We start from the raw sequence: 13073 nt of genomic DNA, 5'->3' as shown, positions 1-13073 counted from the left end.
AAAAGGTGTCCCAAGAACGCTTTCCCGGAAAAAACGTTGTCTATTTACTCCAAAACGGCTTTCTGCATGCCTCAATTTGGATAGAAATGATGTCATTTGATCACATCCAAGCACGATGGAGCATCCCGTATGTCTGATAAGGCGAATACGCAATGAAAACAGGATGAACATAATTTTCCACGCCATGTTATCGCAGGGCATCTTGACTCAGGCGACCATTCGCCGACACAATAGCGCCAGGGAAACAAGAGATGAAAAGCCCAATTGAAGTAATGGATGAAGCCGTGGCGCGAATCGTCGAAGAGGCGCATCCGCGGTTGGTCGTCGTGTTCGGTTCTGCCGTGCGCGGCGATATCCACGACGAGAGCGACTTGGATCTATTGGTGGTGATGCCGGATGGGACGGATCGCCTTGAGACGGTGTACAGGTTGAATCAGCGTCTTTGGGATTTGGGATGCCCTAAAGATATTATCGTCGTACTGGAGAGCGATGTCGCTGCACTTCGCGACAACCCCTCGATGGTAGTTCATACAGCAATCCATGAAGAAAAGGTTATGTACCGTGCCGCGTGAACGGGCGCCGGGCGCCGCAAAGAAATGGGTGGATCGCGCCAAGGGCAAATTGCTCGTGGCGCGGCAACCGCTTCCTGAGGGTGAATAATGGGAAGATCTCTGTTTCATGGCCCACCAGGCCGCCGAACTTGGTATAAGAGCAATATATCCGCTCAACGACCGGCCCTTTGCCTACGTGCACGAACTTGCTTTCCTGCTTCACGGATTGGAGAGCAAGGGAGCGAATGTGCCGCCCGACGTTCGCGACGCCGTGCGTCCGACAATCTATGCAACTCAGTTGCGCTAACCGGGAACGAGCGGATTGGTAACCGCAGAGGATCACGCGAATGCATTGCGTGCGGCCGAGGCGATCATTGCATGGGCGGAAGGCATTATCGGAGGCTGACTTGTGGTAGGTTCTGCTTCGCTCCGCCTACCCTATACGTTGACTTGGAGGAGTAAGGAAATGACCGAAAGGAAGTATATCGGGCCGCTGCACGAAATGGCGTGCACGACGATCACGGACTTGTGGAACGACTCGTGCTCGATCGAGGAATTGACGTTTTCGGTGGCGCACGGGGCGGTCGGCGCCACGACGAACCCGAGCATCGTCGTCTACGTCCTGAACAAGGAAATGCACCTCTGGAAAGATCGCATCCGCCAAATCGCCGAAGAGAATCCCGCGTTCACGGACGACGAAGTCGCCATACAATTGAACAAGGAAATGGCGGTCAAGGGGTCTGAAATTCTCCGTCCGGTATACGATCGCGAGAAAGGCAGAAAGGGCCGCATCTCGATTCAGACGATGGCGAAATATTACCGCGACACAAAGCGCCTGATCGCGCAGGCGAAGGAGTTCGCGGCCCTTGCGCCGAACATGCAGGTCAAACTTCCCGTGACGAAGGCAGGCATCCCGGCCATCGAGGAAGCAACCTACGAAGGCATCAGCATCAACGCGACCGTCAGTTTCACGGTGCCGCAGTGCATCGCCGTGGCCGAGGCGGTCGAACGTGGGCTGCGACGGCGTGAAGCCGAGGGCAAGGACATCTCGACGATGAGTCCGGTGTGCACCGTCATGTGCGGCAGGCTCGACGACTGGCTCAAGATTGTCGCCGAGAAGGAGGACATCATCGTAGACCCGGCTTGCTTGGAATGGGCCGGCGTGGCTGCGATGAAGCGGGCCTATGAAATATATCAAGAGCGCGGCTACCGGCTGCGTCTGTTGTCGGCGGCGTATCGAAACCACATGCACTGGTCGGAGTTCATCGGCGGCGACGTGGTTGTCAGCATCCCGTTCAAATGGCAGGAGCGCTACAACGGTTCCGATGTGCCGTGTGTGGACCGCATCCACAATCCCGTACCGAAGGCGTACATGGACGAACTGACGAACAAGTTCGTTGATTTCCGCCGCGCCTACGAGGAAGACGGCATGACGCCGGAGGAATTCGACACGTACGGGGCGACCGTTCGCACCCTGCGCGGATTCATCGAGGCCTACGAGCAACTGGTCGGCATCGTGCGCAACATCATGTTGCCGAATCCCGACAAGTGACACGGTAAGGAGGCAAGGATTCATGGCCACTCAGCGGTTGACGATGGCACAGGCGCTCATCAAGTTCCTGAAGAACCAGTACATCGAGCGCGACGGCGTCGAGCAGCGGTTCTTCGCGGGATGTTTCGGCATCTTCGGACACGGGATCATTGGCGGGATCGGGCAGGCGCTTCAACAAAATCCGGATTTCCGATACCGCCAGACACGCAACGAACAAGCCATGGTTCACACGGCCATCGCGTACGCGAAAGTGAAGAACCGGCTTGGGGCGTTCGTCTGTACGTCTTCCATCGGTCCCGGCGCGACAAATATGGTGACGGGCGCGGCAACGGCCACCATCAACCGGTTGCCGGTGCTGTTGTTGCCGGGAGACATCTTCGCGCGGCGCAACGTGGCGCCGGTGTTGCAGCAACTCGAATCGGAACACGGCCAGGACCTTTCGGTCAACGACTGCTTCAAGCCGGTCAGCCGATACTGGGACCGCATCAACCGCCCGGATCAACTCATTTGCGCGCTGCCGGAAGCCATGCGCGTCCTAACGAGTCCGGCGGACACGGGCGCGGTCGTGCTCGCGCTGCCGCAGGACGTTCAGGCGGAGGCATACGATTATCCGGAGGAGCTCTTCGAGAAACGTGTATGGCATGTGCCACGCAACCGGCCGGATCGCGAGGCCGTCGAACGGGCCGCGCAATGGATACGCGCGAGCAAGCGCCCGATGATCGTGGCGGGCGGCGGTGTATTGTACAGCGAGGCGACGGAAGTCCTGTGCCATTTTGTGGGGCAAACAGGCATTCCCGTGGGCGAGACGATGGCCGGCAAAAACAGCCTGCGTTACGATTATCCGCTCAATTTGGGCGCTGTCGGCGTCACGGGCACGCTGGCGGCAAATCGTATCGCGCGCGACGCGGATCTCGTCATTGGGATCGGCACGCGCTACAGCGATTTCACCACGTGCAGCAAGACGGCCTTCCAGAATCCGGAGGTGCGGTTTATCAATATCAATGTTGCGGAATTTGATGCGTTCAAGCATAGCGCCGTTCCGCTGCTGGGCGACGCGCGCGAAACGATCGGCGAGTTGCTGAGCCGGCTCGAAGGATACGAAGTGGCCGCGGACTACCGCGCGTATGCAACCGCCCTGCACGACGAATGGGAAACAGAAGTCGATCGGATTTACGGGATACGCAACAGGCCGTTGATGAGCCAGGGGGAGGTGATCGGCGCGGTCAACACGCACGGAACGAAAGACGGCATCATGGTGTGCGCGGCGGGAAGTCTGCCGGGCGACTTGCACAAACTGTGGCGCTCGCATCATGCGCGGCATTTCCACATGGAATACGGGTATAGCTGCATGGGCTACGAAATCGCGGGCGGCTTGGGCGCGAAACTCGCCGACCCGGATCGAAACGTGTACGTGATGGTGGGCGACGGAAGTTACTTAATGCTGTCGAACGAAATCATCACGTCAATCCAGGAAAGCCAAAAACTGATTATCGTCCTGCTCGACAGCATCGGCTACAACAGCATTGGCGGACTTAGCCGCAGCCTCGGCCAGAAAGGCTTCGGCACCCGGTACGCCTACCCGAAAAACGGCGTGCTACCGGACGACGAGGCGGGGGGCGATGTGACGCCGCTGCCGGTCGATCTGGCGGCGAACGCGCGAAGCCTTGGCGCAATCGTCTTTGAAGTGAAGACGCACGAAGAACTCGTCGAAGCGCTGAGGAAGGCCGAAACAACCGGCCGCACAACCGTGATTGCGATGCAGGTGGACCGTTACGTGGGCGTTCCGGGCTATGATAGTTGGTGGGACGTGCATGTCGCGGAAGTGAGCGAAATGGACAGCGTGCGCGATGCGCGCAAGCAGTGGGAAGTTATGCGCGCTAAAGAGCGCTACTTCCTGTAGTGAAAGTGAACACGGGAGGGACGGCGTCCCCACCGTCCGAATCGTGCGTAGTCGCCCGGTCGCACGAGAACGCGTGCCCTCCCCCGAAAGGACTGTGATGAAGGAGCGTTTGTCGAATTACGTTGGCGGCGCATGGCGCGCATCGAAATCGTTGCAAGTGGAAACCGTATTCAATCCCGCGGCAGGCAAGCCCATTGCTTGCGTGCCGTTGTCAACGGCCGAAGAAACGGCGGAAGCGGTCGCGGCCGCGCAAGAGGCGGCACGCGCATGGCGCATGACGCCGGCCTTGGATCGCGTCGAGTACCTGTTCCGCTTCAAGCGTCTCTTCGAGAACCATGTTGACGAACTGTGCCGCTTGTGTACGGACGAGTGCGGCAAGACGTACGCCGAAAGCAATGGCGAACTGTTGCGCGCCATCGAGAACATCGAGGTCGCCTGCGGAATCCCGACGCTGATGCAGGGCTACAACAACGAGGATATCGCCCGCGGCATTGACGAGCACATGTTCCGCGAACCCTTGGGCGTCGTTGCCGCCATCACGCCGTTCAATTTTCCCGGCATGATCCCGTTCTGGTTTCTGCCGTACGCCATTGCGACGGGAAACTGTTTCATCCTCAAGCCGAGCGAAAAAACGCCGATGACCGCCACGCGCCTCGTCGAACTGCTGGACATGATCGAACTGCCAAAAGGCGTCGTGCAGTTGGTGCATGGCGGCAAGGATGTCGTTGATGCGCTGCTGGACCATCCCGGCGTTTCGGCGATCAGTTTCGTTGGCGCCACGGCGACGGCCCGGTACATCTACCAGCGCGCGGCCGCGAACGGCAAGCGCGCCCAATGCCAAGGCGGCGCCAAGAATCCCGTCGTGATCATGCCCGACGCCGACATGGACTCCGCCGCGAAAATCGTGGCCGACGCCGCGTTCGGTTGCGCCGGGCAGCGTTGTCTGGCCTTGTCTCAGGCCATCCTCGTCGGCGAGGCGCGGACCGAGTTCCGCAAGCGCATCGTCGAAATTGCCGAAACACGCAAAGTGGGCTATGGTCTTACGGACGGCATCGAAATGGGCCCCGTCATCCGTCCCGAGAGTAAGGCGCGCATCGAATCCCTGATCGCCCAGGCCGCGCAGGACGGCGCAACCGTGGTCGTGGACGGGCGCGGCAAGAAAGCCGCGGGGTATGAAGACGGTTTCTTCGTTTTCCCGACGATTCTCGAAGGTCTTCCCGACCACAGCGACGTGACGCGGACGGAGATCTTCGGCCCGGTGTTGACGTTGGCGGATGCGCCCGATTTGGACACGGCCATCGCAATGGTCAACGCGCGCGCCTACGGCAACATGGCGTGTATCTTTACAGGCGGCGGCGCAACGGCCCGGCGCTTCCGTCAGGAAGTGTCCGCCGGCAATGTCGGCATCAACATCGGCGTGGCCGCCCCGATGGCCTTTTTCCCGTTCAGCGGATGGAACGCCAGTTTCTTCGGCGATCTCCACGGCCAAGGGCGCCACGGCGTCGAGTTCTACACCCAAACCAAAGTCGTCGTCGAACGCTGGCCCAAGGAATGGCACCGAAAATTCTGATCGGCCCGGCCGGTTAGCCGCATGGAAAACGTCACTGTTTGCGAACTTGCGGAGGCATGAATGAGAAAACTGATAATTGGCATCGCCGTTATTGTGCTGGTTGCCCCGTTACTTGTCGTGCGTATTGCCAGTACGCCGCCCGGTTCGATCTCCCCGCCGATTCAAGAAGTATCCCTTCCTGCCTCGCCTGTTGGACAGTCTGTCCCTCGTCCCGCACAATAGAAATTCTCCTCATACGCGTTCAGAACTATTGAATACAGGCAAGAACTTGGTACACTCAAAACCTTGAAGCTTTCTGCAGGGAGAACTACATAAACATCACCGGACGTTTGGCATTCCGCCCGGCAACGCGCGCACGGCAGCGTCCGCGGACAGGAACATGTGGAGTGTTTGGGCGACCAGTACATGTCCGGGCGGCGCCATGTGCGTGTCCAGCACGAAAAAAAGTTCGGGCTTGTCGCCGTTTTCCCTAAACGCGGGAGCCAAATCAAAAACGCCAATTCCCGCTTTTTCACTCGAAGACCGGATGATCCGCTCGGTTTCCTCGTTGCCGTAGAGCAAAGGGGACATGTCGAAGCCCAAACGTCCCCAATTCGCAATCGCGGCACGGTTGACAAAAGGCCCTTCGGGCATGATCACGGTAAAGACTCGGCCCGCATAGCGATCAGCAATGCGCCGAATACGCAGCAACATGGCCGCGAGGGTTTGGGTTCGATGCTGGGTGCTGTGGGGATCGCGTTGGGTCAGTTCAACATACCAACCGGGCCATTTCAACGCACCGGCGATCATGCCGGCATTGAACGAACCTTTGAAATAATGTTGCTTGACCACATCGTCCAGCCGGTCGAATCGTCTTCGTTGATCATCTGTCATCTGACGGAATTCACTTTCGGCAAATTGGATGGAATACATCCGCTTGGTTTCGCGTGTCATCCGGTTCACCGTAGTTGGGATCGGACGCGGCGTCCGAAATTTCCAGTTTTTGGCCAGCACGCCCAGGTTGGGAAGACGGCTCATGTCCACCGGGGTCTCCACTATGTCGCTGCCCTGCAAAATGCACACGAGCGTCAGATCGGGACGGAGGGCCGGTATGAGATATTCGGCGCGCATCGCATATTCGACCGGGCCGTTTCCCAGCATACCGCCATTGATGACTTCGACCCGGCGCCCCGCATCGCGAAACAGGCGTTCCAGCCGTTCACACCATGTGTCTTCCTGATTGACGCCCCATCCATAGACATACGAATCCCCAATGGCAAGAATACGGAACACGTCCGCCTGTTTCGGCGGGATCTCGTTTCCACGCAGACCCAGCGAATTGGTGCGGTGCACCCACTCGAAATCATACGATTGAAATGTTTCCTCATACAGGGGCAGGTTGTTCAACGCCACCGGCGGCCACGGCGACACGGGCAACAGCCAGCCCACGAATCGATCAACGGCGGGCGCGCACCCGTACACGATGCCCGCCATCGCGATCAGGTAGATCGCCATACCCAAAATGCGAAGGCCCCGGCCTCGAAGCCGGCCTTTTTGATTGCTCCCGACAGGGAGTCTCTTCAAGGACATCAAGGACCACATCGCGGCGGCATTCACTCATTCCCTCGCAACCACGGGGTTGGAATCAACACGTTGTCCCAGTCTATCCGTCCGCAAAGGTCCTTTCAATTTTCAGCCGCCGACTCTCCTTGCCGTTCCTGCCCGTGTTCCTGGCGCGATACCCACACCGCTGCCGTGCGCACGAATCAAGAACTGTTGGTAGACGTGTTTGCTTCCCGCAAATCGAACCGGTATTTTCTCCCTCGTCCCCGCAACAAAGGGAAAGGACAACGCCATGACGCCACGGGAACACTTCCTGAATGTAATGCACTATGGATCGTTCGACCGGATGCCGGTGTGGCACTGGACAGGCTGGGGCGAAACCATGGAGCGATGGTACTCCGAGGGATTACCCAGGGATCCGGGCGAACAGTACAACTATTTCAACGCCGAGCCGATGATGGCCGGCGTGCCGGTGAATCTGGGACTCTTTCCTCCGTTCGAGGCGGAAACCATCGAGGAAGGCGACACCTATCGCCTGATCCGGCAGGAAGACGGCGTAATCGCAAAACACTCCAAACTGGGTTCAATGATACCGCAGCATGTGGATTCGATACTCAAGGATCGCGGCATGTGGCCGGAATACCAAAAGCGACTCCAACCCGATGAACGACGATTTCCCGCGGATCTCGACCAGCGGCTTGACGAGATCCGGGCTTCGGGCCGGCCGGTGGCCGTTTCAACCGGAAGCATGGTGGGTTGGTTGCGGAATTGGATGGGTGTCGAACATTTCTGCATGGCCTGTTGCGAAGATCCCGATTTTATCGCGGAAGCCGCCGACACGGTAGCCGAATTGGTCTGCTGGTTCATTCGGCGAATTGGACCCAAGATTCCCATAGACATGGGATGGGGATGGGAAGACATCTGTTTTCGAACCGGCCCGCTGATTCAACCGTGGACGTTCAAACAGGCCGCCGTGCCCGGTTACCGTAAAATTTCGGACACCCTTCATTCCTTCGGATGCGATTTGCACCTCATTGATTGCGATGGTTACATCGAGGATCTCATCCCTTTATGGCTTGAAGGCGGCGTAAACGTCATGTTCCCCGTCGAAATCGGCCCCTGGCATGCGGACCCCATGGCGTTCCGTCGCAAATATGGAAAGAATCTGCGCATCATCGGCGGCATAGACAAACTCGTCCTCGAAAAGGGACGAGACGCCATCACCGCGGAAATCGAACGCCGGAAGCCCCTCATGGCGGAAGGAGGCTTTATACCCCTGCCCGACCATTTGATTACCCCGGGCGTACCCCTGGCGGATTATTGTTTCTATCTCGACTGTATTCGCGCACTGCGTTTCCCGCACTGAATACGACCCACTGCCCTGAAACTGTTCATCATTCTTGGCAAGCAAAAAGATTCATGGCGCCCCCAAGGTTTCGTCGATCGGTTTTTTGTAACTGCAGGGTAAAAACAAGACTTGGCGGCCGCGGGCGCCCCGTGCTACTGTAAAGTCGAAGCGGCGGAAACGCCTCCGGCGCGATGGGAGGAAGGATCATGCATGTCATCAACAGCCTGAAAATGGTCGGCGCAGGATTGCTTCTCGTCTCGGCTTCGGGCGCCCAGCCGGCGCATCCGCGCATCGCGACCGTGCCCGCCGGCACGGATGAAGCGACCGCCGTCGCGCTGGCGGCGCGGGTGGCGCCGTCGCCGCGCCAACTGGCCTGGCAGGAACTCGAATTCGCCGCATTTGCGCATTTCGGCATGAACACGTTTACCGATCGCGAATGGGGCGAAGGCACGGAGGACCCGGCGCTGTTCAATCCCACGGAGTTCGACGCCCGGCAATGGGTTCAAGCCTGCAAGGACGCCGGCATGACGTTGCTGATTCTGACCGCCAAGCATCACGACGGCTTCTGTCTCTGGCCAAGCGCCCACACCGAACACTCCGTAAAAAACAGTCCATGGCGGGGCGGCAAGGGCGACGTGGTGCGCGAAGTGGCGGATGCCTGCCGCGAGGGCGGCATCAAATTCGGCGTCTATCTTTCCCCGTGGGATCGTCACGAAAAGACCTATGGCGATTCGCCCGCGTACAATGCGTATTACATGAATCAGCTGCGGGAACTGCTGACGAACTACGGTCCGATCGCCGACGTCTGGATGGACGGCGCATGCGGCGAGGGTCCGAACGGCAAAAAACAGGAATACGACTGGAAAGGGTATTTTTCGGTGGTCCGCGAATTGCAACCGGCCGCCACCCTTTCAATCTGCGGTCCCGACGTGCGTTGGTGCGGAAACGAGGCCGGCGAGTGCCGCGAAAGCGAATGGAGCGTGCTGCCTACCTTCATCGGAACGCCGCCGCCCAATCCCGCCGAGATTGACCTGATCCCCATTCCGTGCAATGCCATGGAAAAGGATCTCGGCAGCCGGTCGGTTCTGCGCGACGCGGCGGCCAGGGGGGCGTGCTTCGTGTGGTATCCGTCCCAGGTGGACACCTCGATTCGGCCCGGCTGGTTCTACCATGCGAAAGAAGACGAGAAGGTCAAGTCGCTTTCCCACCTTCTCGACATCTACTACGGTTCCGTTGGCGGCAATTCGCAACTGCTGCTCAACATCCCACCGGACCGCCGCGGGCGTATCCACGAAAACGACGTGGCGCGCCTGCGCGAACTGGGACAGGTCCTGCGCGCCACATTCGCGAAAAATTTGGCGATGGATTCGCGAACGACCTCGTCTTCGGCGGATGTGGAACACCCTGCCGCAAACACGCTGGACGGCGACAAGGCGACCTGCTGGATGCCGGCGGAAGAGACCGGGGAACATGTCCTCGAATTTGAACTTCCCGCGATGCGGACGTTCAATCGCGCGATGTTGCAGGAGCACACGCCGACCGGCCAGCGCATCGAGGAATTCTTTCTGGAGGCATGGAACGGCCAAGCATGGAAAACCATCACGCGCGCGACAACCGTCGGCTATAAACGCCTGTTGCGATTCGATGCCGCATCGGCCGAAAGGGTACGCCTGCGGATCACGCAATCGCGCCTCTCCCCCACGATCTCCGAATTCGGCCTCTATTACGAGCCGCCGGTCTTGGCCGCGCCGACGATTCGACGCGAGGACAACGGCCGCATCGCGATGTCCGCCCAACCCGGCTGTGAAATCCGATACTGGCTGGACGAGGGCAAACGGTCCGATTCTTCGTCGCGAAAATACGAGAAGCCTTTCGTCGCTCCCGCGGGCGGAATCATCAAGGCCCTTGCCATTCCGCCCGATGGCGATCCGTGCCTGAACCTGGGCGGCAACATCGTCGGGTCGTTCGAGATCGGACCACCCCCCGCCAAGACTGGCGATCGCGCACCCAAGAAAACGGGATGGAAAAACTTCGATCCGAAATGGTCCGAAGCGGCCGTCAAGCGAACCAACGACGATTTCCCGCTGTCCGATCAGGAAAACACGGCGGGTTGGCGCAAATATGAACCGTTCTGGGACGAATTCGATGGCAGGGAACTCGACACGGCGAAATGGTGGCCGCACAATCCGACATGGAAAGGCCGACAGCCAGGCTATTTCGCCCCGGAAAACGTGAGCGTTCGCGACGGCCAATTGCATCTCGTCGCCCAGATGCAGGAACCGCCGGAGGCGCTCAAGGCCGAGGGGTATCACACATTTACGACAGCCGCCGTTCAGAGCAGGGATCGCGTCCGGTACGGATACTTCGAGGTCAAAGCGCGCGCCATGGCCAGTGGCGCGTCGAGCGCGTTCTGGTTCTACGACGCGCAGCCGGATTGGTGGACCGAGATAGACGTGTTTGAAATCGGCGGACGCGCGCGCGGATTTGAAAGAAAATACCACATGACCGTCCATGTCATGAAGACGCCGGTCACGAAAGAACATTTCCAGGTGGGCGATTTCTGGTCCGCCCCGTTCGATCTCGCGGACGGCTACCATGTCTACGGCCTGGAATGGGACGAACGCGAATTGAAGTTCTACGTGGACGGCCTGCTCGTGCGCAGTGGTCCCAACACCGATTGGCACCAGCCGCTGACGCTCAATTTCGACAGCGAAACCATGCCCGAATGGTTCGGCCTGCCCGATCCGACAGACCTGCCCTCCACCTTCAGCATCGAATACGTCCGCGCATGGAAAAAATCCCCACGCCCATAGCCCGATGTAACGTCGTCAAGAGTGAGCCGGATAGGTTTACGAACTCCGGTTTTACAGCATTTTCCCCGCGACATTCGCAACGGGCAGCGCCACGGCGAGGAAAAGTCCGCGCGCCTCTTCGGATGTGTTGACGGCATCGAGCATCCGGGGCGCGGCGGCGTAATAGGCCTCGACAAGCGGGGCTGTCGCCGCGTAACGCAGCATGACCTTGTCGCGGAAGGCCCTCAGGCTGTTCAGCAGATCCGGGTAGTCCTCCAGAAGCGCCTTGGCCGGGCACAGGCCGCCCCCGCAGGAATCGCACGCGTTGCTGCCTTCGGCGGTTGACGGCGTCGCGGAGTCTATGTACTGCTTGATATCCTCGTAGAAATGGCGAAACGATGAAAAATAGTCAATGTTGTTGGATCGATCCGTTCCGCATGTGTGGGTGGTCCCATTGCTCAAGGTACCCAGCAGGCGCATGTTGTCATTGAAGAGCAGACAGGACCCCGACGATCCGCCTTCCGTGACGCCCTCGTCCCATACCACCTTGTTTTGGTGCTGATATCCGAAAGAGTCGCCGCCGTTATCCACAAGTTGGATGCGTCCGTAGGACGCGCGGTTGTAGGTGCCCCGCGGATAATGAATGCATCGCACATATTCGTTGACGACGGGCGTCCGCGTGTCCCAGCCGGCGTAGACCCGTCCGTATGAACCGCCCGGCACGCTGTCCAGCTGAATCAGGGTCGCGTCGAGACACGAGTTGCTGGCCAGGAGTTTCGTGCCGATGCTCCGGGGATGGCTGGAATAGGCGCCGGCGTCCAGCGCGCCGCAGGAGGATTCACGGAAATCCCAATAGGCTTCCGTGTTGCGCGCATCCGACCGGCTGCAAATGCAGTGGTTCGCGGTAATCAGGAAAGGTTCGTTCGCGGTGGTTTTGGGATTGTTGATGAGTGTTCCCGAACAGAATCCCGTACCCCCTATCGCCAGAATAGCCGTGCCGCTGGCCGCCGTGCGCACGGCGGAATTGGAGCAGGCCACCGAGATGTTGCAGGACAGCGCGACGGCCTTGAGCGACAGGAACAGGTGCGAATAGGCCGCCACGCGCAGGCGGGGCAGGTCATCATCGGGCGAACGCACCATCAACACGGATTCGTCGTGAAAGACCGTCGCCAGCCAATACGCGTCGCCGGCGTAGTCCGCGGCTTTATACGGACCGTATGCGCGCGGGATGGAAGGGTCCACAATCCAGACTTCGGAATCGGGATCGAGCGAGGACAAATCCACCTGCAGGCGCACGCCTTCGGCGTCAATGGACTGAACGCTTCCCAGGAAAACCCAGCCGCCGTCCGCGTCACGGATGGGCGTTCCGAAGAAAGTGTCCGCATCCAGATCGAGGGGGACTTCCTCACCGCCCTTCAGCGGACGTCCCTTTTCGGGCGGATACATCGCCTTGAGCGCTTCGGTCTGCCCAGCAAACAGGTCGAACACGTGAAACCGGTCCATTTGGGCCAGATAGCCGGTCAGTAGGGCGGGATTGATCGAGTCCGACGGCGCTTCACTCGCCGCCTTGGCCATCGGCGGATCATAGGCCGCGTCCGCAAACGGCTCCATGGCCTGCGCCGCTCCGTCATACAGAAGCGCCCCCAGCATGCATGACAACGCGAAAAGCCTCGACATCTGATCCGACCTCCATTTGGTTGTGTTCGTTCGGCCTCAGCCCCATGATAATCCTGTTTTCCTTGACATTCAACATGGCCGTCACTTACCGTAATCCCCGGCTAAGGAAGCGATTGGGGCGGGTCATGTCAAATTGAGTCG

The 13073-nt window shown here is 59.3% G+C and carries 8 protein-coding genes; 6 read left to right on the top strand and 2 right to left on the bottom strand.

The window, feature by feature from the left end; all coding sequences use genetic code 11:
* Nucleotides 1-251 precede the first annotated feature (251 nt).
* From P5540_19195 to P5540_19180, 4 genes are all read left to right on the top strand, one after another.
* Nucleotides 252-572, top strand: coding sequence for a nucleotidyltransferase domain-containing protein (locus tag P5540_19195; GenBank protein HRT66940.1), 321 nt, complete (start codon nt 252-254; stop codon nt 570-572).
* Between the two features lie 445 nt (nt 573-1017).
* Nucleotides 1018-2103 carry a transaldolase family protein gene (locus P5540_19190; GenBank protein ID HRT66939.1) on the top strand — a complete coding sequence of 362 codons (1086 nt, stop codon included), beginning with the start codon at nt 1018-1020 and terminating at the stop codon, nt 2101-2103.
* A gap of 22 nt (nt 2104-2125) precedes the next feature.
* Nucleotides 2126-4003 carry a 3D-(3,5/4)-trihydroxycyclohexane-1,2-dione acylhydrolase (decyclizing) gene (gene iolD / locus P5540_19185; GenBank protein ID HRT66938.1) on the top strand — a complete coding sequence of 626 codons (1878 nt, stop codon included), beginning with the start codon at nt 2126-2128 and terminating at the stop codon, nt 4001-4003.
* 97 nt (nt 4004-4100) lie between these two features.
* Nucleotides 4101-5573 carry a CoA-acylating methylmalonate-semialdehyde dehydrogenase gene (locus tag P5540_19180; protein ID HRT66937.1) on the top strand — a complete coding sequence of 491 codons (1473 nt, stop codon included), beginning with the start codon at nt 4101-4103 and terminating at the stop codon, nt 5571-5573.
* Nucleotides 5574-5891: 318 nt separating this feature from the next.
* Here P5540_19180 and P5540_19175 read toward each other — a convergent pair whose 3' ends face one another.
* Nucleotides 5892-7067, bottom strand: coding sequence for a hypothetical protein (locus P5540_19175; GenBank protein HRT66936.1), 1176 nt, complete (start codon nt 7065-7067; stop codon nt 5892-5894).
* Nucleotides 7068-7407: 340 nt separating this feature from the next.
* On the opposite strand from P5540_19175, the gene P5540_19170 reads away from it, so the two are divergent.
* Nucleotides 7408-8481, top strand: coding sequence for a uroporphyrinogen decarboxylase family protein (locus tag P5540_19170; GenBank protein ID HRT66935.1), 1074 nt, complete (start codon nt 7408-7410; stop codon nt 8479-8481).
* 188 nt (nt 8482-8669) lie between these two features.
* Entirely contained in the window at nt 8670-11276 is a 2607-nt protein-coding gene (locus tag P5540_19165; GenBank protein HRT66934.1) for an alpha-L-fucosidase, read from the top strand.
* Between the two features lie 51 nt (nt 11277-11327).
* Here P5540_19165 and P5540_19160 read toward each other — a convergent pair whose 3' ends face one another.
* On the bottom strand, nt 11328-12932 hold the full coding sequence (locus P5540_19160; GenBank protein HRT66933.1) for a hypothetical protein: 1605 nt from the start codon (nt 12930-12932) through the stop codon (nt 11328-11330).
* Nucleotides 12933-13073: the final 141 nt, after the last annotated feature.

The organism is Candidatus Hydrogenedentota bacterium (assembly GCA_035450225.1).
Taxonomy (GTDB): domain Bacteria; phylum Hydrogenedentota; class Hydrogenedentia; order Hydrogenedentales; family SLHB01; genus DSVR01.
The sequence above is the reverse complement of the archived record's forward strand: the minus strand, read 5'-3'. Positions and strand labels throughout refer to the sequence as shown.

Bases quoted from the DNA above. Each gene is read 5' to 3' on its own strand.
- P5540_19175 (HRT66936.1), bottom strand. From the start codon at position 7,067: ATGGCGATCTACCTGATCGCGATGGCGGGCATCGTGTACGGGTGCGCG.
- P5540_19165 (HRT66934.1), top strand. From the start codon at position 8,670: ATGCATGTCATCAACAGCCTGAAAATGGTCGGCGCAGGATTGCTTCTC.
- iolD (HRT66938.1), top strand. From the start codon at position 2,126: ATGGCCACTCAGCGGTTGACGATGGCACAGGCGCTCATCAAGTTCCTG.
- P5540_19170 (HRT66935.1), top strand. From the start codon at position 7,408: ATGACGCCACGGGAACACTTCCTGAATGTAATGCACTATGGATCGTTC.
- P5540_19195 (HRT66940.1), top strand. From the start codon at position 252: ATGAAAAGCCCAATTGAAGTAATGGATGAAGCCGTGGCGCGAATCGTC.
- P5540_19160 (HRT66933.1), bottom strand. From the start codon at position 12,932: ATGTCGAGGCTTTTCGCGTTGTCATGCATGCTGGGGGCGCTTCTGTAT.
- P5540_19180 (HRT66937.1), top strand. From the start codon at position 4,101: ATGAAGGAGCGTTTGTCGAATTACGTTGGCGGCGCATGGCGCGCATCG.
- P5540_19190 (HRT66939.1), top strand. From the start codon at position 1,018: ATGACCGAAAGGAAGTATATCGGGCCGCTGCACGAAATGGCGTGCACG.